The following is a 20701-nucleotide window of genomic DNA, read 5'->3' on the forward strand; positions in this document are numbered from 1 at the left end:
TGTTTAATCACACGATTAAATGCATTGCTGTTAGGTTCCTTTAGCTCAGTTGGTTAGAGCAGACGGCTCATAACCGTCCGGTCGTCGGTTCGAGTCCGACAGGGAACATCATCGGTCAAAACTAAAAACCGTTGTTTAGCTTTATGAGGCCAAACGACGGTTTTTATGTGAATATGACGGTTAAATTATACAACGGAAGGGCTGATTACTTGCGCTTGGGCGCAAATCGAATCAGATGGAAAAAAACGCATGAAACAAAAAATTGATGTAATTCTACCGATTGTCGTTTTGGTATTAATTGTGGCGTCAATGATTTATCCACAACCTTGGTTAATGATTCTCTCAACTGCTGCGTTGTCAGGATACCTTTTGTACGACTGGTATCAAACGCGGAACAAGTGGATGCTAATCGCTGCATTGGCCTTCGTAGGTATGCTTGTTTTACGCCTCTGGCTTAATTAATATAGCAAAAGCACCTGTTGTTCAGGTGCTTTTTTGCTAGAAGGAGCTTGCAATGCAAATTACTCAAATTCGGGCGATCCCCTTTGCGTTATCGCTCAAACAATCCTTTAAAACGGCACATGATACGACCCAGCTACGCGAACTAACTTTACTTGAGATTACCCTAAGCAATGGGTGCGTCGGCTATGGTGAAATTCAAAGTTTTCTGAATACGGCTTACGCACCGGAAACGCAGATGGATTCCCGACAGATGCTGGGCAATTTAGCGGCTGGTTTGAAAAGTCTACAGTGGCAGCATCCGCATGCCGTGGCTGCATATTTGGCGGGAAAAACTCAGTTGACGTTTGTACGTGCAGCTGTGGAAATGGCATGCTGGGATGCTTATGGTAAAACGGTAGGGAAGTCATTAGCGACGTTGCTAGGTGCCCGACATCGCTTTATGCCTGTTGGTAAAGCGGTTGGGATTCAGGCAGATGTAGCGGCTGCTTACACTGAAATTGAAAAGGTTGCACAAGCGGGCTACCGGAGAGTGAAGTTAAAGGCAACCGCTTTAGATCAATTACCAAATTTGCAGGCAGTGCAACGCCAATTTCCACAAATGGTCTTTTCAATCGACCTTAATAATGCTTTACCTGATACATTGAAAAGTGTTGATTGTTTAGAGACACTTAAAGCGCAGGGCATTACCTTAGTTGAAGAACCGTTAGTTGGATCGCCGTGGCAGCGGTATGCAGAATTACTGGCCACCGGTAGGGTACCAAGGATTAGTTTAGATGAATCAATTAATAGCGTCGGCGATGTTAGTTCTGCACTTCGACAACATGCTGCTGATGCTTTTACACTGAAACAAGGTAAATTAGGTGGGATTAGCGCCACGCAAAGGGCGATTACGGAAATTAATCAGGCGGGGCAATTACCTTGGATTGGGGGAATGTTGAGTTCAGGCTTAGGCCGGTTTGTTGATGTGACTTTAGCAGCAACTTTACCGAACCCAATTTTCCCGGCTGATATTGCAGCGACGCAAGATGGCCTGGAACTTGATGTGATTTATGAACCGATCCAATTGATAGAGGGACGAGTAGAGGTACCACAGAAACCGGGCGTTGGCATTACGGTGAATTGGACTGCTGTTAAAAAATTACAAACGGATGTTGCGCAAATCTATTAAAACCATTCGAGTGGAAGTTTGGTATAATCAAAACAAATAGATTGAAGATGGAGGCGGGTTATGGAAACGAGAATTGCGAATGTGCGCAAAGTATTTGAACCCTTAAAAGTTGATGGCATTTTAGTCACAAATGGGTTTAACATGGAATATCTAACAGGCTTTACTGGTGGCATGGGGGACGGTCTCGTTCTAGTTGGTAAAGATAAGATTGCCTTAATCACGGACGACCGCTATGAAGATGAATATCGTGAAAAATTAGCTGATACGTCAATTGAATTATTAGTTACACGTAATTACTGGGGCGTTGCCATGGCAGCTGCTAAGCGTTTCAAGATTGAACGACTTGGCTTTGAGGACTCAATTATGTTTAGAGACTTTGACTATTTAGATGAAAACTTCGATGGTGTGGACATTGTCCCAATTCCATCACTATTTGAGACAATTCGTGAAGTTAAAGAACCAGATGAAGTCATTCGAATTCGTCGTGCAGCAGAAGTTGCGGTAGCTGGGTTTAATGCCTTTTTGCCTCAACTTCATGTTGGTATGACAGAACGCGAAGTGGCTAATCTCTTGGATCGTGTCATGAAGGAGCATGGGGCTGACAAGCCGTCCTTTGATACGATTGTGGCCTCTGGTGCTCGGGCAGCATTACCACATGGTACTTATACTGATAAGGTCATTGAGGCTGGCGAATTAGTAACGATTGACTTTGGCTACTATGTAGATGGCTATACATCAGATGTCACACGGACGATTGCCTTTGGGCAACCAGATGATGAGATGGCTAAGGTCTATGATACTGTCAAGGCAGCACATGATGCAGCGATTGATGCCTTACAGATTGGTCGTCCAGTGAGTGAAGTTGATCAAGCAGCGCGTTCAGTGATTGATGACGCTGGTTATGCAGATAATTTCACGCATTCTACTGGGCACGGTATTGGACTTGATATTCATGAGGGGCCAATTGTGTCAAAGTTGGCAGATGCGAGTGATACTGTTCGTGACAATATGATTTTGACGATTGAACCAGGCATTTACCTATCAAATGTTGGTGGCGTACGTATTGAAGACGACATTTTGATTCAAACCGTCGGGAATGAAAACCTCACCCAAGGTATTCCAACTGAATTGATTGTGATTGATAAGTAACATGGCATTAAAATATTTTGAATTTTATCGCGGCAATTTAGCAGCGGGATTTGAAACCATTGCAGGGAAACGAATGAATGATCATGCATTTATCGTCACTCGCCACAATGATGATCATTTACCCCAATTAGATATTGCGGATGATAGCGTTGATTTTTCAAGAAAACGTCAGCAGATTATTCAACATGATTTTAAATTACACCGGTTTGAAAATGACTGGCAAGATGTTGGATTCCAGTGGGATAATATCGAACGGCGGTTATCTGAACTAACTGCTGATTGGCAAGCAGAGTATCGTCAAATTAAAGCTGGTCCGACGGATGAGTGGGGATTGCGCACGTTTGATGAGGCGACGCAGGTAGAACAACAATTTGTCGGCGCAAATGCTTATCCAGATAATTTTACGACTTTTGTGAATTGGTTAACCGGATTTTCGCAAGGCAAAATAAGATGATGGTGTGCTTAAGCGGGGACGGCAAGGACCCGCTTTTTGCGTATAAATAGATAGAATAGAGATGAGGCGTCATAATGGTCAGTGAAGAATTAATGTATGCTACATACAAATGATATCCACTCGCATTTGGAGAATTGGCCAAAAGTTCGCCATTTCATCCAAAGTCAACAAAATCAAGCACGACGGCAAGGACACCAAACGTTTGTTTTTGATATTGGAGATGCGATTGACCGGCAACATGCCTTAACTGAAGCGACTCTGGGACAAGCTAATGTCAAATTGATGAATGAGATTGGTTATACCGCTGCAACAGTCGGTAATAATGAAATGTTAGGCTTAGACCACGAGGCGCTAAATCATTTGTATGATGAAGCGAATTATCCGATTTTGGTGTCGAATATTCTAGATGCTTCGACGCATCAACGTCCGGAATGGGCGGATGACTATAAGATTGTTACAACGAAGGCTGGTCAAAAAATTGCGCTATTTGGTCTGACGGCACCTTTTGAACGCACCCTACCATTATTGGGTTGGGAACCCGTCGATATTGATGTAACCTTAGAGCGATTATTGCCAGAGCTACAAGCGCAAGCGGATACGATCATTTTGTTATCACATTTAGGTTTACCAACTGATCGTGATTTAGCTGACCGTTATCCAGCGCTTGATTTGATTATGGGAGCGCATACGCATCATGTCTTGCCTGATGGCGAATGGCACGGTGATACGTTGGTTGCAGCGGCAGGACGCTATGGGAGCCATGTCGGGACTGTGCAGATGACGCTAGAAAATGGTAAAATGACCTCAGCCCATGCTAAGGCATGGCCGACTGAAACAATGCCTGAATTACCTGAGGATGCTGAAGAAAAAGAACACTTTGCTAAATTGGGAAACCAAAAATTAACCCAGCGGGTTATTGCGGATATGCCGACAATATATTCGCGAAAGTTAACCGACGAACATCGCCTGATTGATTTGGGACTAACAAGCCTGCAAAATTTTTATGAGGCGGATGTGGCTGTCTTATCTTCGGGGATGTTTCTAACCGATTTACCTGCAGGCCCAGTGACCCAAAAGGATTTACATGACCGCTTGCCACATGCAGTTCACCCAATGCTAACCAAGTTAACGGGGCATGAACTGCAACGGTTACTATTGGAAATCCAAAAAAATCGAAACTTTTTATTGAGTTATCAAGTTAAAGGCATGGGATTTCGCGGTCACCAAGCCTTTGGTGAGATGGTCTGGGCGGGTCTTGCCCAAGATGCTGATGGGAACTGGTGGGTGAATCATCGTCCATTGGACCCATATCAAACCTATACCATTGCTGGTTTAGACCACTACCTATTTATTCCGTTTTTTCCGACAATTGAAATCGCCGGCATCAACCAAATGAATTATGATGTGCTGCTACGTGAAGTCGTGGCAGCGACGTTAACCAAAAAATTTAATTAACTGGAGACACTATGAATCGTGAACGAATGAAGGAATTGGCCGAGAGCCAATTTGCAGAGCGCCAAACGGCGACAACGATTGTTGCTGGTTCGCAGCCGAATACGTTGAATATCAACGGACGTGGCTATGAACTCGTTAAAAATTATCGTGATGCTTATGATGAAGCCATGTTAGCTGCGCGGTTTAGCACCTTTTTAGAAAAATATGATTACTTGGTCGGTGATATCGCTTCGGGACAATTGCGTTTGCGTGGCTTTTATGAGCAAGGTACCCCTGGGATTGCCCGAAATCAACAGATTAATTCGCTAGAAGATTACCTGTTTGAAGATATTAATTTTGGGGCACCTTACTTTGTGTTACACAATTTGGAACCACATCAAGTGGAAGAAAAAGAAGATGAACCAAAGGCACGGAAGAGTCGTCATCGTCACCGTAATCATGGAAAAAAAGATAACGGCAAGGCCGAAATTGATGAAAAGAAGAAACCAGTGGCAAAAAAGCCAGGGCCGAAGCCGAAAAAAAGTGAAGTTAAGGTAAAAGGTAAGTCAAATCGTCGCCATTTTGAAGTGCGTGAGCGTAAAAATGACAAACCAGATGCGAAAGGAAACCAGTCATAATGACACATTATCGAACATATTTGATTGACCTAGATGGCACAATTTATCAAGGTAAAACGCAATTCCCTTCTGGAAAACGTTTCATTGACCGTTTAAAGGCTTCAAATAGCGACTATATGTTTGTGACAAATAACTCGACTAAAAATCCGGCGGAAGTAGCGGCGAATTTGACGGAGAATCATGATATCGCAACGACGGCTGATCAAGTGTATACCAGTGCTATGGCCACGGCCGATTATTTAGTTGAAAAGCAATTTAAGCAGGTTCTGGTTATTGGCGAAGCTGGGTTGCGGGAAGCAATCCAAGCCAATGGCATCGACATTGTGGATAAACAGCCAGCCGATGCAGTTGTGGTTGGGTTAGACCGACAAATTAACTACGAGAAGTTAACCGAGGCAACTTTAGCGATTCAAGCAGGAGCTACTTTTATTGCAACCAATGTGGATACAAATTTGCCGAATGAACGTGGTATGTTGCCTGGAGCAGGGACAATCGTTGCTGCCGTTCAGACAGCGACCCAGACCGAACCCATCGTCATCGGTAAGCCTTCGGTGATTATTATGGAGCAAGCGTTGAAGCGAGCTGAACGTACTGCAGATGAAGTGGTGATGGTTGGCGACAATTATAATACGGATATCTTAGCGGGCATTCATGCTGATATTGATACATTGCTAGTTTATAGTGGTGTTTCAAAACCAGATGATGTCCATGAACAATCAGTTCAACCCACCCATGAAGTTGATACTTTAGATGATTGGTCAATTGAGGATTAAGCTGTTCCGATTTTAGATGGAGGTGGCAGATGAAAAATATTATCGTCCGGCCAATTGAACATGATGATTTACCGGAAATGTGGGCGGTTGCATTTGGTCCAAGCGCAGATTTAAAGTGGATGGAGCTGAATGGTCCATATTTTAATGATCCAGTTTGGACGTGGCCCCAATTCGAACAACGTTTTAGTGAAAAATTTGTTGGGGTGCCCACGGCGGCTGTCGTCTGTTTAGATGATCGCCCAATCGGAATGCTAAGTGGTTATTTTGAAGATGGGGCTTTAGGAAAATGGCTGGAAGCGGGGATTGTTATTTATGATGCAACCCTTTGGGGTCAGGGAATTGGCACAGAAGTTTTTCGACCATGGTTGGAACATTTGCTGACCGTTTATCCTGAGCTACCGCATGTTGGCTTTACAACGTGGTCAGGCAATCTTGGCATGATGCGATTAGGTGAACGCAGTGGTATGCAATTAGAAGGACGCATTAGTAAAGTCCGCTATTGGCAAGGCGAATATTATGATTCAATCAAGTACGGCCTATTACGTACCGAAATCTAAATAAAAAAGGTGATCAACGCCGAGCGTTGACCGCCTTTTTTTAAATATTAAAATTATGCAATTTCTCAAATTTACGTGGACGTGAAAATACTGAAACAGGTATAATGACAGTTGCTGTGTAAACGGCTAAACCGAAGGATGGCTTAAAAAAGACAATTGTAACGTTATTCTTTACATTACTGAGATGATTCTTTTACATCCATTCGTGATAATACTAGTAGTAGCATTAGAATATTAGGAGGCGTTCGTTATGAAACGCAGTTGGATTGTTGGAACGGCCCTTGTTGCCGTGGCCGCAGGTCTTTTGTCGTGGGGTTATGCAACCCGAGAGCAAAATAGTGGTGTGAACATCAATGCAGTTGGTTCCACTGCCCTACAGCCATTAGTTGAAGCCGCTGGTGAAGATTATGCAAATAACCATAAAGGTGTGTTTGTGAATGTTCAAGGTGGTGGAACGGGAACTGGGTTAGCTCAGGTACAAACTGGAGCCGTTGATTTAGGAAACTCTGATATGTTCGCTGAAGAAAAAAGCGGCATTGATGCCAAAAAGCTGGTTGACCATAAGGTCGCCGTTGTTGGGATTGCCCCAATGATTAATAAGCAGGCTGGTGTGGATAAATTAACTAAAGCACAATTAACAGGAATTTTTACAGGTAAAATTAAAAACTGGCAGGAGGTTGGTGGGAAGAATCTACCAATCGTGATTGTCAATCGTGTTGAAGGTTCTGGAACACGTGCAACCTTTGAAAAGTGGGAGCTTGATGGCGCCACATCTGTGGATGCACAGGAACAAGATTCATCAGGAATGGCCCGTTCAGTTGTTTCATCTACGCCAGGTGCTGTTTCATATGCAGCCTTCGCCTACCTAGATAAAACAATTACTGTGCCAACTTTGGACGGGGTTACGGCTGACAAGAAGAACGTGCAAGATGGTAGTTGGCCAATTTGGTCATACGAGCACATCTATACAAAGGGTCAACCAAAGCCAGATGTGCAAGCCTTCCTGGATTCAATTATGACAAAGCATATTCAAAGCACTTTGGTACCACAACTTGGGTACATCTCAATTCATGATATGAAAATTCAACGTGATATGAATGGTCATATCACACCAGCTAAGTAAAAAGGAGCACAGAAACATGGATGAAATCCGTGAGTCATTATTAAAGAAATCAAAGGCATCACGAAAAGATCAATTTGGACGTGTTATTTCATTTTCAGCACTAGCCTTAATCATCGTCGTCGTGATTTCAATTTTCTATTTTGTGGCATCGAAGGGGTTAGCAACGTTCTTTACGGATCACGTTAACCTATGGAGCTTTTTGACCGGTTCAGAATGGTCACCAAGCCAAGTTGATGCGCATGGTAAGCCAATGGTTGGGGCTGCCCCAATGATCGTTGGATCATTTTTGGTTACATTATTAGCAGCCTTGATTGCAACACCTTTTGCAATTGGAACGGCTGTCTTCATGACTGAAATCTCACCTAAACGTGGTGCTAAGATTTTGGGACCAGTTACGGAATTGTTGGTTGGAATTCCATCAGTTGTGTATGGATTTATTGGGTTGTCAGTCATTGTGCCATTTATGCGAGCTGTCTTTGGCGGATCAGGATTTGGAATTTTATCAGGGGCCATGGTGCTCTTTGTTATGATCCTACCAACTGTAACGTCAATGACTGTTGATACATTACGCGCTGTGCCACGTCACTATCGTGAATCAGCTTTGGCCCTTGGTGCCACGCGTTGGCAAATGATTTATAAGGTGATTTTGCGTGGTGCAACACCTGGAATCTTGACGGCATCCGTCTTTGGAATGGCGCGTGCTTTCGGTGAAGCCTTAGCCGTACAAATGGTTATTGGAAATGCGGCGTTGATGCCACATAACTTAACATCTCCAGCTTCAACCCTTACATCAGTTTTGACGCAAGGTATTGGAAACACGGTTATGGGATCAATCGAAAATAATGCGCTTTGGAGTTTAGCGCTCATCCTATTGTTGATGTCACTTGTCTTTAATTTGGCAATTCGTGCAATTGCTAAGAAGGGAGCCATGTAATTATGAATGCGAAAACAGTTGATAAGATTGCAACGGCTGTCCTTTATGCGATTGCTGGAATTGTCATTTTGATTCTTGCCGCTCTGCTCGGCTATATCTTAATTCAAGGGGTGCCACATTTGTCTTGGCACTTCCTGACTGCACCTGCTTCAGCCTTTACAGCTGGGGGAGGAATTGGAATTCAATTATTTAATTCCCTTTATCTACTATTAATTACGATGTTGCTTTCATTCCCGATTGCACTTGGGGCTGGAATTTATTTGAATGAATACGCCAACCCTAAGAGTAAGATTACAGGGATTGTGCGTATGACAATCGAGATTTTGTCATCATTGCCATCTGTTGTGGTTGGTTTGTTTGGTTTCTTGTTGTTCGTTGTGCAATTCAAACTTGGTTTTTCAATTTTGTCAGGAGCCATTGCATTGACTTTCTTCAACTTGCCACTTTTGACACGTTCAATTGAAGATGCCTTGGCAACTGTACCAAACTTACAACGTGAAGCAGGGGCTGCTCTGGGGCTGTCACGTTGGGAAACTGTAGGACACATTATTTTACCTGCAGCTTTGCCTTCAATTGTTACTGGGGTAGTCTTATCAGCTGGACGTGTGTTCGGTGAAGCTGCGGCTTTGATCTATACGGCCGGACAATCAGCGCCAGCACTTAACTTTGGTGATTGGAACCCATTTAATGTTTCAAGTCCTTTGAACATCATGCGTCCTGCCGAAACTTTGGCAGTGCACATTTGGAAAATCAATTCAGAAGGGATTATGCCGGATGCTGCTGCTGTATCAGCCGGGGCATCAGCTGTTTTGATTATTGTGGTCTTACTCTTTAACTTCTTAGCACGTTACTTGAGTAGCTATTTGTACAAGCGCTTGACTTCAACGAAATAAGGAAGGAACCTAGCATGACAGAGAATAATGTGTCAGGTCTAAATTTTGATGCCGAGCAACCAACTCGCAACATTTATAAAATGGGGGACAATCAAGAAATTGCCCTTTCGACCGAAGATTTAAAAGTATATTACGGTGATAAATTAGCTTTGCAAGATGCTGATTTACAATTTGAACGCTTTAAGATTACCTCATTAATTGGAGCATCTGGTTCTGGTAAGTCAACGTTCTTGCGTTCATTAAACCGAATGAACGATGGTGTTGCCAATGTTGAAGGTAACATTATGTATCGTGGCCTTGATATTAATTCAAAAGATATTGACGTTTATGAAATGCGTAAGCACATCGGAATGGTATTCCAACGTCCAAATCCATTTGCGAAATCAGTTCGCGAGAATATTACGTTTGCTTTGAAGCAACACGGTATCCGTGATAAAGATGTTTTGGATGAACGAGTTGAAACATCTCTACGTCAAGCTGCCTTATGGGATGAAGTTAAAGATGACCTTGATAAGTCAGCCTTGGCTTTGTCAGGTGGACAAGCACAGCGTCTGGTCATTGCGCGCGCGATTGCGATGCAACCAGACATTCTATTGTTGGATGAACCAGCATCTGCTTTGGATCCGATTTCTTCAGCTAAGGTTGAAGATACCTTGTTGGAATTAAAGGATAAGTACACAATTATTATTGTGACGCACAACATGCAACAAGCGGCACGTATTTCTGATTACACAGCGTTCTTCCACCTTGGAAAAGTTGTTGAATATGATGAAACACGTAAAATCTTTACGCGTCCTAAAGTGCAGTTAACGATTGATTACGTTAACGGTAACTTCGGCTAGGGGTAATAAACATGACAGATAAGATTTTAACTACAGAAAATGTTCATCTCTACTACGGAGAAAAAGAAGCATTGCACGGCATTAACTTGGACTATGACCAATATGGGATTACGGCGTTAATTGGACCTTCTGGTTCAGGTAAGTCGACTTACCTACGGGCTTTGAATCGGATGCATGATTTACAAGACAATGTAACTGTTAATGGAACATTTATGTTTAAGGGACATGATATCTATGCACCTGATACAGATACAGTGGCGCTTCGTAAAGACATTGGCATGGTTTTTCAACAGCCTAATCCTTTTCCTTTTTCTATCTATGATAATGTTGCCTTTGGGCTTCGTATTTCAGGTGAAAACAACAAAGCAGTGATTGACGAGAAGGTTGAAACATCATTAAAGCAAGCAGCTGTTTGGGATGAAGTCAAAGATACATTGCACAAGTCTGCTTTGTCACTTTCTGGTGGACAACAACAGCGTGTGTCAATTGCCCGTGCTTTGGCAACCGCACCTGAAATCTTGCTTTTGGACGAACCAACCGCTGCTTTGGATCCTGTGTCATCACACAAGGTTGAAAATACGTTGATGACGCTTCGTGATCAATACACGATGATCATCGTGACTCACTCAATGTCACAGGCATCACGTATTTCAGATCGTACAGCATTCTTTATGAGTGGCGATTTGATTGAAGTTGATTCAACCAAGCAGATGTTCTTAAATCCATCGGAAGAAAAAACTCAAGATTATATTTCAGGACGCTTTGGATAAACGCGATGTGAACTGTTGTATAATAGATTTAGTAAACCAGAAAGAGGTGATATGTGATGCGTCGAATGTTTGATGAAGAACTTGCTGATTTAGATATGTCTTTTAAAGAGATGGGGCTTTTGGTCTCAGAGACTCTTGAAAAGTCTGTTAAAGCTTTTTTGAATCATGATCGTGAAGCCGCGCAAGAAATCATTGATGGTGATAAAGCCATTAATGAACGTGAAATTGCGATTGAAAAGAAAAGTTTTGAAATGATTGCTTTGTACCAACCCGTGACAACTGATTTGCGTGAAATTGTAACGATTTTGAAGGCAGTGTCAGTTTTGGAACGTATTGGTGATAATGCACGAAACATTGCAATTTCAACAATTCACATGAAGGGGAACAAGCGTGTTCCAGCCATTGAAGAATTAATTGGTCGTGAAGGAACGGAAGTTGCTAAGATGGTTCGTGAAGTATTGGATTACTACGTTAACAATGATGTCAGCGGAACTGAGAAAATTTCAGCAGAAGCCCAACAAGTTAGCAAGGATACCAATGAAATTCGGACACAATCAATTAAAGCCATGGAAGATGATTCTGAAATCGTCGAAACGGCTACTGACTACATTGTGGTGGGAGGATATCTCAAGCGTACAGCAGACTACGTGAGTGATATCGCCGAATGGATTATCTACAAGCGTACAGGTAAGATTGTTGAATTGAACCCAGGTACGTCTTCATATCTATAATGTTATAATAAAAACACTTGGCGTTTAGCTAAGTGTTTTTATTTTGGGAAAGGGGGGGTGCTAATGCCAGTTGTTACAAAAGTCACGCAACAAAAACGGCCAGGCCGCTATAATATTTATCTTGATGACGAGTTTGCCATCGCAGTTGATGAGAACATCTTGATTCGATTTGATCTCTTTAAAGGTACCGAAGTTTCAGATACCATGCTGGCCGAAGTTCAAGCAGCGGAATATGAACAAAAAGCTTATGCGACAGGTTTGTTATATGCGACTGGGCAATTACGGTCACGTTATCAAGTCTATTTAAAACTCCGTGAAAAGGAATTCCCAATTGATGTTATTAATCATGCTTTAGATCGTTTAGAAAAGGCACATGTCTTGGATGACCGACAGTTTGCTAGTACTTATTTGGCAAGTGCGAGTCATAGTGGTAAGTTGGGCCGTAAAGGCGCCCTACAAAAGTTAAAAGAGTGGGGAATATCGGATGATATTGTTCAAGATGTCGCCGATGAATATGACGATAGAGATGAATTAGAACATTTAGATGAGCTAGTTGCGAAACTGATGCATAAGTATCAACGACAAGCTCATCGAATGGCGGAACAAAAGGTCATGCAAAATCTTTTGCAAAAAGGTTTTGCCAGTCGTAACATTCAACAAGCGTTACACCATTATGTTTTAGAAAATGACACAGCTGATGAACCAGACCAGGAATGGGAGAATTTAAATCGTGACGGTGAAAAAGCCTTCCAGCGCTACCATCAGTACACTGGTTGGGATTTGGAACGACGCGTCAAGGGATACTTAGCGCGACGTGGTTACACCTTTGATTTAATCAATCGTTTTGTTGATGACTATCAAAAAAATATTTAAGGATTTTGTCTAATCTCATGGTGGACCGTGGTACAATATAATAGGAATTAGGTGAGAGACTGTGAGGGCTTGAAGCATGAAAGATGGTCGGTTGCCTCGTGAAGGGGAATTCATAACGATCAAAAGTTACAAGCATGATGGCAGCTTACACCGAACTTGGCGTGACACGATGGTGTTAAAAACAAGTGAAAACGAATTGATTGGTTTAAATGATCACACGGTTGTGATCGAAGATGATGGGCGCCGCTGGGTAACCCGCGAACCTGCAATTGTGTATTTTCACAAAAAATATTGGTTTAATATTGTCGCGATGTTACGCGAAAACGGTGTGTCCTATTATTGCAATTTGGCATCGCCATTTGTTTTAGATAAAGAAGCATTGAAGTATATTGATTATGACCTCGATGTCAAAGTCTTTCCAGACGGTGAACGCCGCCTGTTAGATACAGATGAATATGAACAACACCGTGCAAAATGGCATTATTCGGCAGAAACGGATTTTGTTTTAAAAGAGCATGTCAAAGTGTTAGTTGATTGGATTCAAAATGAACGAGGACCCTTTTCAAGAGCCTATGTGGACTTATGGTACCGACGCTATTTGGAAATAAGACGGCGTAACTAATCGTTATGAAAAATGTGGTGATGAGCCACATTTTTTATTTTGCTATCTTGTTGCGGTTATGGTTAACTATTTATATAAAGTTGTTCAAATTTGGAGGGTCTGATTATGCGGAAATTCATTGTTGCGTTAGTTGCTATCCTTGCCATGATTGGTGTGGGTGTTTTCAGTTATCAATATGTTCAGAATAAAAATTATGATGAAACCATTAAAGCTGCCCAAAAAGCTGTAAAAGCACAAGATTGGCGAAAAGCAGAGACTGATTATAAACAAGCCCAATCAATCAAAATGACTCCAGAAACGCGGACGGCAGAAACGCAATTAAGTCATGCGATTAAGGCCCAAGATGCGGTCGATGATGAAAATTGGCATTTAGCGCAATCACAATATCGTACTGCTTTAGAAGTTGACGATGGTTTGACTAACATCAATTCTGCTATACAAGAAGCCCTGAATGAGGTTAACCGTAAAAATGAGGCCGCCGAGAAGGCGAGCCAAGCATCGGCAGCTCAAGCTTCAGCTGCCTCAGCTGCCTCAGAAAGTGCAGCTCGCGAAAGTTATGCAGCTCAAGATCGGGCTGAATCAATGGCTAAAAAGCAAGCCAGTGAGGCAGCTGCAAAGGCGAAGGCACATTCAAAGTCACACACAGATACGAAAACGAGCCATACCAGTTCAACAAGTCATTCAGACCACTAATTTAAGTAAATAAATGTCCAATTAAAGCCGAGGTTGTTGAACCAAGGCTTTTTTTTCGGTATACTAAATTATTAAGTTATTTAAGAAATGATAAATAAGGTAAAGATTAAGGGTATAAACTATGGCATCTTTTGAAGAAGAATTAAAAAATCGCCGGACGTTCGCCATTATTTCTCACCCCGACGCAGGTAAGACAACGATTACTGAGCAAATGCTTTTGCTTGGTGGGGTTGTTCGCGAAGCGGGAACGGTCAAAGGCCGTAAGGGAAATTTTGCAAAGTCTGACTGGATGGAAATTGAACAAAAACGTGGTATTTCGGTGACGTCATCGGTATTGCAATTTGATTTTCAAGGTAAGCGCATTAACATTCTGGACACACCAGGACACGAAGATTTCTCAGAAGATACCTATCGTACATTGATGGCCGTCGACTCAGTTATCATGGTAATTGACTCTGCTAAAGGAATTGAGCCACAGACGAAGAAGTTATTTGAAATTGTTAAAGAACGTCATATTCCAATTTTTACGTTCTTCAATAAGTTGGACCGTGATGGGCGACCACCACTCGATTTGGTTGATGAATTGGAATCAACATTGGGAATTGACGCTTATCCAATGAACTGGCCAATCGGTTCAGGTCAAATTCTATCTGGGTTATTTGATATGTATCATAACCGCGTGGAGGTCTATCATCCCGAAGAAGGTGAAGAACGTTTCTTACCTTTGAATGCGGAAGGAACGGACTTAGCCACTGAAAATAAAATTCAACTTGCGCCAGCATGGGATGAAACCCAAGAAGAAGTTGAGATGTTAAAGGATGCTGGGAATACTTTTGATGAAAACAAAGTATTGAAGGGTGAATTAACCCCAGTATTCTTTGGGTCTGCCTTGACGAATTTTGGGGTGGAGACATTTTTGGAGACATACATGCAGTATGCACCAGCGCCTTCAAGTAAGAAGACTGTTGATGATAAAGAAGTTGAACCGGATAATCCACAATTCTCTGGTTTCGTCTTTAAAATTCAAGCGAATATGAATCCAAATCACCGTGATCGTATTGCTTTCGTACGATGTGTATCAGGAGAATTCCAACGTGGTATGGATGTCACTTTAGCCCGTACCGGGAAAAAGTTACGCCTTTCAAATGTGACTGAATTTATGGCTGATTCACGTGAAAATGTCGATACAGCTGTACCGGGTGATATTATTGGATTGTATGATACTGGGAATTTCCAAATTGGCGATACGATTTACGCAGGTAAGAAGAAGGTTGAATTTGAAGAATTGCCTACCTTCACTCCTGAATTATTTATGCATGTACATGCTAAGAATGTGTTGAAGCAAAAGTCATTCCACAAGGGAGTCACGCAACTGGTGCAAGAAGGAACTATCCAAATGTATACAGCTTGGGATTCAGGTGACTACATTTTGGGTGCTGTTGGTTCTTTGCAGTTTGAAGTGTTCCAATTCCGAATGGAAAATGAATACAATACTGAAGTTGTACTAGAACCAATGGGTTCAAAGATTGCCCGTTGGATTAATCCGGAACAACTTGATCCTAAAATGGCTTCATCACGAAACTTGTTGGTGCGTGACCGAAATGAACAACCAGTCTTTCTTTTTGAAAACCAATTTGCGGAACGCTGGTTTAAGGATAAGTATCCTGATGTAGAATTGGAGGCGAAGCTCTAATGATTTCGCCCGCCGTTCTTTCAGCAGTTGAAATCTTTGCTGCTATCATGATTTTGCCAACCATCATTTATTTTTTGGGACATCATTTCACACGTCCTTTTCCAAAAGTCTTTAATGCCTTACACCTGATGTTTGGCGGTTATATGGCTTCAGTATTCACCGCAGCGCTGGTCGTTTTGGTGATTAGCTAAAAACTCGGGTGCAAGCTTGCTTGCCCCGTTTTTTTGTCTGTATATCAATGTTAGAATAGAGCACACAACCTAAAGGAGATGATTATGACTGAAATTGATCCGCATTTACAAAATGCCATGTATGGTACGCCAGAAGTGAACCCAGATGAACAACATCACTACCTAGGGACGTTCAAAGAACGGGTTTATAAAACGCAGCGAATGGAAACGATTGGCGAAGACCGTTATTTAAAGGCATGGGGTGAAGAATTTGAACAACATCCAGATGGTGTTCTGCTATTAAACGGTCGTTTAGACGCTGATGCAACCATGCCGTACATGCAATTAGCGAAGCAGGACGGTATTAATTTCAGACTGGTAAATGATCCAACGATGACAAAGACCGATTTAGGGGTTGTCTTCACCGCCGATCATGCAGTTAATACAAAACAACTAGCAATTGAGGATGTTCAGATTGACGACACAACATCAACAGTTAAAAACGAACCAACTAAAAAAAGCTGGCTGAAAAAATTATTCTCTTAAAAAAATTTAAGGAGGCGAAGCGTGATGCAAAAACCATTAGCATATCGGATGCGTCCCAAAAATATAGATGAAGTAGTGGGGCAAGAAGCCTTGTTGGGACCTGGAAAAATCATTCGGCGCATGGTTGACGCAAAAATGCTGTCGTCCATGATTTTATATGGACCGCCGGGCACTGGGAAGACTAGTATTGCAAGCGCAATTGCGGGATCAACTCAGTATGCCTTTCGGACTTTGAATGCGGCAACTGACTCAAAGAAGGATTTACAACAGGTTGTTGATGAAGCCAAAATGAGTGGAACAGTAGTACTGTTGTTGGACGAAATCCATCGGCTTGATAAAACAAAGCAAGACTTTTTGTTACCACATTTAGAAAGTGGTGAAATTGTCTTAATTGGTGCGACCACTGAAAATCCCTATTTATCGATTAATCCGGCGATTCGCTCTAGAACACAAATTTTTGAAGTGCAACCGTTGGATCCATCTGACATTCGGACGGCTTTGGAACGAGCATTGGCTGACAAGCAAAATGGGCTTGGTAATTTTAATGCACAGGTGACTGAAGACGCAATGACGCACTTAATGCATGTGACCAATGGTGACTTAAGGGCAGCCTTGAACGCCTTGGAATTGGCAGTTAAGTCAACACAACCAAATGCGGATGGGGTTGTGAAAATCGATTTAGACATTATTCAAGAAACTACCCAACAAGGTAGTTTGGTGGCAGATAAAGATGGTGATGCACACTACGATGTGATTTCAGCTTTACAGAAATCAATTCGTGGTAGTGATACAGATGCAGCTTTGCATTATTTAGGCCGCCTTATTTTAGCAGGAGATTTACCAAGTATTGTGCGTCGATTACAGGTGATTGCATATGAAGACATTGGTCTGGCCAATCCGGCCGTTGTCGAGCGGGCGGTCACGGCCATTCATGCTGCTGAAAAACTTGGTTTTCCTGAAGCCCGTATCCCATTAGCTAATGCTGTTATCGAACTGGCTTTATCACCTAAATCAAATTCTGCGATGACAGCTATTGACGCCGCTATGCAGGACATTCAATCTGGGCGAACAGGGGATGTTCCTAAACATCTTAAAGACGCACATTACAAGGGCGCTAAAGAGCTTGGCAATGGTGTTGCGTATTTATATCCACATAACTATCAAAACGATTGGGTGGCGCAACAATACCTACCTGATTCACTCCAAAATAAAGCATATTTCAACGCTGACGGGAATTCGAATGTTGAACAGGCCTACATTACCCAATATCAAAAGTTAAAAGCTGCGCAAAAAGCGGGTTTAGAAAAATAAGGACGTGAAATTTTAGCCCGACGAGCGTATAATATAAAATATCGTAAATTCCTTGAACATACGCGTGATTCAATTATCTAAAGTTGCTTTACAAATTTTCGAATGGGGATGTCGGGAAGCCGGCGGGGCATGCCAACCAATGCTGTTGGAAGTTGTTAACGCTGACTTATTCACCCACCTTTGCCATCGAAGCCATCTTAGACGAATCATCTAACGGTGTTATACAAGTGTTTACGCTCCGCTGTACCATTAATTTGTGCGGTGGAGTTTTTTTATAAAATGAAAAGAGTAGAACAATGGCAATTATAAGTTTGTATGTGATGTTTTTGATGATTTTAGGATTTATCGCGGCATATCTTTGGCTGAACCGGAATAATGTGTTTGGACTGGACATGGCGCAATCACGGCGCTTAACTAAATGGACAGTACCATTTTTAGTTGTTGATATTATCTTTACCGCAGGGACGCTATGGATTAAAGGGCCAGATAACTTTCTACCGATCATTGGGTTGATTGTAGGTGGCTTGGTATTGCCGGTTATTGGGCTAATCATTGTGCAAGAGACGTTTGATTGATTGTAAAGCGCTTACATAAGGCGTATACTGTAGGTATAGTCAAGTTGATAACTATCACGGAGGAAGAGCAAATGAATGAAGCATATGAAAGTATTTTGGTACCAGTAGATGGTTCAGCTGAATCTGAGGCTGCTTTGGATCGAGGAATTGCCATTGCTTTACAAAATGGCGAAAAGACGCGATTGCATATTTTACATGTGATTGACACACGCTCATTCCAAAATATTAGTGATTTTCAATCAGCAATGTATGATCAGGTCGCAGAAACAGCCCGTAAGACTTTAGATGAGTATCTTGAGAAGGCTAAGACTGCGGGGGTCCAACGCGTTGATTATAGCGTTGAATATGGTGCAGCAAAGACGATGATTGCAGAAACAGCTCCTAAGAAATTTGGTTCAGATTTGATTGTCATTGGTGCGACCGGACTCAATGCTGTTGAACGACTATTGATTGGTTCGGTAACGGAGTACGTGGTACGTTCTGCCAAAGTTGATACTTTGATTGCCCGCATTCCAATGCAAAAAGATTAAACGAATACGCGTAAGAGGGACGGCTGATAGCCATCCCTTTTTTTTACGGTTTTCACGTAAAAACGTGTATAATGAAAATATATATTAAAATCAATGGAGTCCAACGATGAGCAGAAATGAAACGAATGCGAATTTAATCGCGTCAACCTTAACGAATAGTTTGGGAACTACGGTAATTGGGCATGTTAATGAACCTAATTTAACGATTCAATTGACTTTGCCCACTGGGGTGGTTGAAACACTCAACGTGGATGCAAACGGTGATTTCCTTTATAAGGTGAAGGATGTAACTGATGGGGAGCAACTTTTAGTCCAAGCGGTTAATGCAACTGATGTTGTGGCAGAAGTAATCGTGACGGTTGATATGCCTGCGCCGGTTGTAACGGGCGTTATTGCGACACGTGACGGAAAGCGAACACTTGAAGGTCGCGTTAATCAACCGGGTACAACCGTTAAGATGCAGCTAATGGGAGAAGCCATTGAGGTCGTTGTTGATGATCATCAAGAGTTTGAGATGCCGATTCCAGCTGATGTCTTATCAGAACAGATTCAGTTAAGTTGTTACAATGAGCAGACACACAAAGGTAGTCAAAGTACCGTGAGTCTCGGAGTTACGTCAAAGACGCAACCAGTACCCATTTTGACCGATGAGATGATTGATGAGTATCGCGCCAATAAGCAAGATGGGGCAACGCCGGAAAATCAACAAGCAGAAAATATAACTGCGCATAACTCAGTGGGCACAACGCCAGTAGATGAATTTACACCAATCACTCGTGAAACTGGGGAGATTGCTTTTGAAGATTTGGATGATACTGCGGAAACGACGAATGATCCGTTGATTGATCAATCATTTATGGAGCAAGTCCAACATGGATCGGATCAAACGGTCCAGTCTCGTTCAGAGCAGCCTGCTAAACGTGGGGTGTTTGGCCGATTGTTTGGGAAACTATTTGGTCACTAATATGAATATAATGGCAATTTTTAACAAGTTTTTGCTAAAAATTGTTTTTTTTATGATTTGAAAGAAGGGTAGGTTTTTGAAATGTCAGCATTACTAAGTGGCATGCTTCTAGGGTTTGCTTTTATCGCACCTATTGGTATGCAAAATTTATATGTGTTTAATAACGCAGTTAACAATACGTTACAACGGGCCATGTTGTATGTGCTTTTTGTTTGGTTAGCGGATTCATCATTCTCCATTGTCGCCTATTTTGGGATGGGGGCGATTATCAACTCAAATGATCTCCTTAAATTAATTGTCATGATTTTAGGGGGCGCATTAGTTATCTATATTGGTTGGACAATTTTACGTTCAGCTAATCAGGTTAGCTTAGATGCAAGTGGTAACAAACTATCAATGGGCAAAGCATTTGCAACAGCCTTTATCGTGACTTGGGCGAATCCCCAAGCATTGGTAGATGGAAGTTTGATGTTGGGAGCAACTCGCGCAAAACTGCCAGATGCTGATGTTTGGCCGTTTATTATTGGTGTCTTGATTGCGACAGCGCTTTGGTTCACAATTGTGACTGTAGTAGTCAATCGTTTAAAGAACCGTTTGTCAAAACGTGCTTTTGTGATTGTCAATGTTGTTTCAGGGCTAATTATGCTTGGTTATGGACTCTACTTCCTATACGGCGCTGTACAAATGATTATGGGTTAAGGCTTGCTTTCAATAGGTAAAACCAGTAAAATAAGCAACATAGCAATGCACTAGAGAGTAGAATGAAGATTGTTATCAAGCGAGTGTGAGATGGTGA

The 20701-nt window shown here is 42.1% G+C and carries 25 protein-coding genes, 1 tRNA gene and 1 other annotated feature (1 of these 27 only partly in view); all 26 genes read left to right on the plus strand.

Annotated features, from left to right (window positions below; all coding sequences use genetic code 11):
* The first annotated feature begins 34 nt into the window (after nucleotides 1-34).
* Nucleotides 35-108: transfer RNA gene (locus IV50_RS04610), tRNA-Ile, on the plus strand.
* 141 nt (nucleotides 109-249) lie between these two features.
* On the plus strand, nucleotides 250-462 hold the full coding sequence (locus tag IV50_RS04615) for a hypothetical protein (protein WP_057745741.1): 213 nt from the start codon (nucleotides 250-252) through the stop codon (nucleotides 460-462).
* 52 nt (nucleotides 463-514) lie between these two features.
* Nucleotides 515-1630, plus strand: coding sequence for an enolase C-terminal domain-like protein (locus tag IV50_RS04620; RefSeq protein WP_057745745.1), 1116 nt, complete (start codon nucleotides 515-517; stop codon nucleotides 1628-1630).
* Between the two features lie 60 nt (nucleotides 1631-1690).
* Nucleotides 1691-2779: a M24 family metallopeptidase gene (locus tag IV50_RS04625; RefSeq protein ID WP_057745748.1), complete on the plus strand. Its 1089-nt coding sequence runs from the start codon at nucleotides 1691-1693 to the stop codon at nucleotides 2777-2779.
* A 1-nt stretch (nucleotide 2780) separates the two neighbouring features.
* On the plus strand, nucleotides 2781-3233 hold the full coding sequence (locus IV50_RS04630; protein WP_057745751.1) for a hypothetical protein: 453 nt from the start codon (nucleotides 2781-2783) through the stop codon (nucleotides 3231-3233).
* Between the two features lie 96 nt (nucleotides 3234-3329).
* Nucleotides 3330-4688, plus strand: coding sequence for a bifunctional metallophosphatase/5'-nucleotidase (locus IV50_RS04635; RefSeq protein ID WP_057745755.1), 1359 nt, complete (start codon nucleotides 3330-3332; stop codon nucleotides 4686-4688).
* 11 nt (nucleotides 4689-4699) lie between these two features.
* A complete protein-coding gene (locus tag IV50_RS04640; protein ID WP_057745758.1) occupies nucleotides 4700-5305 on the plus strand; it encodes a YutD family protein in 606 nt (201 codons plus the stop codon).
* Nucleotides 5305-6078 (plus strand): TIGR01457 family HAD-type hydrolase, encoded by a 774-nt coding sequence (locus IV50_RS04645; RefSeq protein WP_057745761.1) that lies wholly within the window; start codon nucleotides 5305-5307, stop codon nucleotides 6076-6078. Before IV50_RS04640 ends, IV50_RS04645 begins: the two co-directional genes overlap by 1 nt.
* 29 nt (nucleotides 6079-6107) lie before the next feature.
* Nucleotides 6108-6635 (plus strand): GNAT family N-acetyltransferase, encoded by a 528-nt coding sequence (locus tag IV50_RS04650; RefSeq protein ID WP_057745764.1) that lies wholly within the window; start codon nucleotides 6108-6110, stop codon nucleotides 6633-6635.
* A 250-nt stretch (nucleotides 6636-6885) separates the two neighbouring features.
* Nucleotides 6886-7758 carry a phosphate ABC transporter substrate-binding protein PstS family protein gene (locus IV50_RS04655; protein WP_057745767.1) on the plus strand — a complete coding sequence of 291 codons (873 nt, stop codon included), beginning with the start codon at nucleotides 6886-6888 and terminating at the stop codon, nucleotides 7756-7758.
* Between the two features lie 16 nt (nucleotides 7759-7774).
* On the plus strand, nucleotides 7775-8692 hold the full coding sequence (pstC, locus tag IV50_RS04660) for a phosphate ABC transporter permease subunit PstC (RefSeq protein WP_057745770.1): 918 nt from the start codon (nucleotides 7775-7777) through the stop codon (nucleotides 8690-8692).
* A 2-nt stretch (nucleotides 8693-8694) separates the two neighbouring features.
* Entirely contained in the window at nucleotides 8695-9585 is an 891-nt protein-coding gene (gene pstA, locus IV50_RS04665) for a phosphate ABC transporter permease PstA (RefSeq protein WP_057745773.1), read from the plus strand.
* Nucleotides 9586-9599: 14 nt separating this feature from the next.
* Complete coding sequence (pstB, locus tag IV50_RS04670) at nucleotides 9600-10427, plus strand: phosphate ABC transporter ATP-binding protein PstB (protein ID WP_057745776.1); 828 nt, start codon at nucleotides 9600-9602, stop codon at nucleotides 10425-10427.
* 11 nt (nucleotides 10428-10438) lie between these two features.
* On the plus strand, nucleotides 10439-11197 hold the full coding sequence (gene pstB / locus IV50_RS04675; RefSeq protein ID WP_057745779.1) for a phosphate ABC transporter ATP-binding protein PstB: 759 nt from the start codon (nucleotides 10439-10441) through the stop codon (nucleotides 11195-11197).
* Nucleotides 11198-11253: 56 nt separating this feature from the next.
* Nucleotides 11254-11928 (plus strand): phosphate signaling complex protein PhoU, encoded by a 675-nt coding sequence (phoU, locus tag IV50_RS04680; protein WP_057745782.1) that lies wholly within the window; start codon nucleotides 11254-11256, stop codon nucleotides 11926-11928.
* A 63-nt stretch (nucleotides 11929-11991) separates the two neighbouring features.
* Nucleotides 11992-12801: a regulatory protein RecX gene (locus IV50_RS04685; protein ID WP_057745785.1), complete on the plus strand. Its 810-nt coding sequence runs from the start codon at nucleotides 11992-11994 to the stop codon at nucleotides 12799-12801.
* Between the two features lie 76 nt (nucleotides 12802-12877).
* On the plus strand, nucleotides 12878-13423 hold the full coding sequence (gene ntdP / locus IV50_RS04690; protein WP_057745788.1) for a nucleoside tri-diphosphate phosphatase: 546 nt from the start codon (nucleotides 12878-12880) through the stop codon (nucleotides 13421-13423).
* Between the two features lie 105 nt (nucleotides 13424-13528).
* Nucleotides 13529-14116, plus strand: a complete 588-nt coding sequence (locus IV50_RS04695; protein ID WP_057745791.1) for a hypothetical protein — start codon at nucleotides 13529-13531, stop codon at nucleotides 14114-14116.
* A 121-nt stretch (nucleotides 14117-14237) separates the two neighbouring features.
* Entirely contained in the window at nucleotides 14238-15809 is a 1572-nt protein-coding gene (locus IV50_RS04700; protein WP_057745794.1) for a peptide chain release factor 3, read from the plus strand.
* Complete coding sequence (locus IV50_RS04705) at nucleotides 15809-16000, plus strand: hypothetical protein (protein ID WP_057745797.1); 192 nt, start codon at nucleotides 15809-15811, stop codon at nucleotides 15998-16000. The genes IV50_RS04700 and IV50_RS04705 overlap by 1 nt, the downstream gene beginning before the upstream one ends.
* 84 nt (nucleotides 16001-16084) lie before the next feature.
* Nucleotides 16085-16525: a YueI family protein gene (locus IV50_RS04710; RefSeq protein ID WP_057745800.1), complete on the plus strand. Its 441-nt coding sequence runs from the start codon at nucleotides 16085-16087 to the stop codon at nucleotides 16523-16525.
* Nucleotides 16526-16549: 24 nt separating this feature from the next.
* Entirely contained in the window at nucleotides 16550-17836 is a 1287-nt protein-coding gene (locus IV50_RS04715; protein WP_057745803.1) for a replication-associated recombination protein A, read from the plus strand.
* A gap of 296 nt (nucleotides 17837-18132) precedes the next feature.
* A complete protein-coding gene (locus IV50_RS04720; RefSeq protein WP_057745806.1) occupies nucleotides 18133-18411 on the plus strand; it encodes a hypothetical protein in 279 nt (92 codons plus the stop codon).
* Between the two features lie 71 nt (nucleotides 18412-18482).
* Nucleotides 18483-18941 carry a universal stress protein gene (locus IV50_RS04725; protein ID WP_057745809.1) on the plus strand — a complete coding sequence of 153 codons (459 nt, stop codon included), beginning with the start codon at nucleotides 18483-18485 and terminating at the stop codon, nucleotides 18939-18941.
* Nucleotides 18942-19047: 106 nt separating this feature from the next.
* Entirely contained in the window at nucleotides 19048-19905 is an 858-nt protein-coding gene (locus IV50_RS04730; protein ID WP_057745812.1) for a hypothetical protein, read from the plus strand.
* Between the two features lie 81 nt (nucleotides 19906-19986).
* A complete protein-coding gene (locus tag IV50_RS04735) occupies nucleotides 19987-20604 on the plus strand; it encodes a LysE/ArgO family amino acid transporter (protein ID WP_057745814.1) in 618 nt (205 codons plus the stop codon).
* Between the two features lie 36 nt (nucleotides 20605-20640).
* Nucleotides 20641-20701: a binding site (T-box leader), on the plus strand (it continues 149 nt past the right edge of the window).

The organism is Weissella viridescens, from assembly GCF_001437355.1.
GTDB classification, from domain to species: Bacteria; Bacillota; Bacilli; order Lactobacillales; family Lactobacillaceae; genus Weissella; species Weissella viridescens.

What these genes read in the sequence shown, in the direction of transcription:
- IV50_RS04645 (WP_057745761.1), top strand. Translation starts at nt 5,305, where the DNA reads ATGACACATTATCGAACATATTTGATTGACCTAGATGGCACAATTTAT.
- IV50_RS04640 (WP_057745758.1), top strand. Translation starts at nt 4,700, where the DNA reads ATGAATCGTGAACGAATGAAGGAATTGGCCGAGAGCCAATTTGCAGAG.
- phoU (WP_057745782.1), top strand. Translation starts at nt 11,254, where the DNA reads ATGCGTCGAATGTTTGATGAAGAACTTGCTGATTTAGATATGTCTTTT.
- ntdP (WP_057745788.1), top strand. Translation starts at nt 12,878, where the DNA reads ATGAAAGATGGTCGGTTGCCTCGTGAAGGGGAATTCATAACGATCAAA.
- IV50_RS04715 (WP_057745803.1), top strand. Translation starts at nt 16,550, where the DNA reads ATGCAAAAACCATTAGCATATCGGATGCGTCCCAAAAATATAGATGAA.
- IV50_RS04630 (WP_057745751.1), top strand. Translation starts at nt 2,781, where the DNA reads ATGGCATTAAAATATTTTGAATTTTATCGCGGCAATTTAGCAGCGGGA.
- IV50_RS04720 (WP_057745806.1), top strand. Translation starts at nt 18,133, where the DNA reads ATGGCAATTATAAGTTTGTATGTGATGTTTTTGATGATTTTAGGATTT.
- pstB (WP_057745779.1), top strand. Translation starts at nt 10,439, where the DNA reads ATGACAGATAAGATTTTAACTACAGAAAATGTTCATCTCTACTACGGA.
- IV50_RS04625 (WP_057745748.1), top strand. Translation starts at nt 1,691, where the DNA reads ATGGAAACGAGAATTGCGAATGTGCGCAAAGTATTTGAACCCTTAAAA.
- IV50_RS04695 (WP_057745791.1), top strand. Translation starts at nt 13,529, where the DNA reads ATGCGGAAATTCATTGTTGCGTTAGTTGCTATCCTTGCCATGATTGGT.
- IV50_RS04725 (WP_057745809.1), top strand. Translation starts at nt 18,483, where the DNA reads ATGAATGAAGCATATGAAAGTATTTTGGTACCAGTAGATGGTTCAGCT.
- IV50_RS04685 (WP_057745785.1), top strand. Translation starts at nt 11,992, where the DNA reads ATGCCAGTTGTTACAAAAGTCACGCAACAAAAACGGCCAGGCCGCTAT.
- pstA (WP_057745773.1), top strand. Translation starts at nt 8,695, where the DNA reads ATGAATGCGAAAACAGTTGATAAGATTGCAACGGCTGTCCTTTATGCG.
- pstC (WP_057745770.1), top strand. Translation starts at nt 7,775, where the DNA reads ATGGATGAAATCCGTGAGTCATTATTAAAGAAATCAAAGGCATCACGA.
- IV50_RS04615 (WP_057745741.1), top strand. Translation starts at nt 250, where the DNA reads ATGAAACAAAAAATTGATGTAATTCTACCGATTGTCGTTTTGGTATTA.
- IV50_RS04735 (WP_057745814.1), top strand. Translation starts at nt 19,987, where the DNA reads ATGTCAGCATTACTAAGTGGCATGCTTCTAGGGTTTGCTTTTATCGCA.
- IV50_RS04620 (WP_057745745.1), top strand. Translation starts at nt 515, where the DNA reads ATGCAAATTACTCAAATTCGGGCGATCCCCTTTGCGTTATCGCTCAAA.
- IV50_RS04700 (WP_057745794.1), top strand. Translation starts at nt 14,238, where the DNA reads ATGGCATCTTTTGAAGAAGAATTAAAAAATCGCCGGACGTTCGCCATT.
- IV50_RS04710 (WP_057745800.1), top strand. Translation starts at nt 16,085, where the DNA reads ATGACTGAAATTGATCCGCATTTACAAAATGCCATGTATGGTACGCCA.
- IV50_RS04635 (WP_057745755.1), top strand. Translation starts at nt 3,330, where the DNA reads ATGCTACATACAAATGATATCCACTCGCATTTGGAGAATTGGCCAAAA.
- IV50_RS04650 (WP_057745764.1), top strand. Translation starts at nt 6,108, where the DNA reads ATGAAAAATATTATCGTCCGGCCAATTGAACATGATGATTTACCGGAA.
- IV50_RS04730 (WP_057745812.1), top strand. Translation starts at nt 19,048, where the DNA reads ATGAGCAGAAATGAAACGAATGCGAATTTAATCGCGTCAACCTTAACG.
- IV50_RS04655 (WP_057745767.1), top strand. Translation starts at nt 6,886, where the DNA reads ATGAAACGCAGTTGGATTGTTGGAACGGCCCTTGTTGCCGTGGCCGCA.
- pstB (WP_057745776.1), top strand. Translation starts at nt 9,600, where the DNA reads ATGACAGAGAATAATGTGTCAGGTCTAAATTTTGATGCCGAGCAACCA.
- IV50_RS04705 (WP_057745797.1), top strand. Translation starts at nt 15,809, where the DNA reads ATGATTTCGCCCGCCGTTCTTTCAGCAGTTGAAATCTTTGCTGCTATC.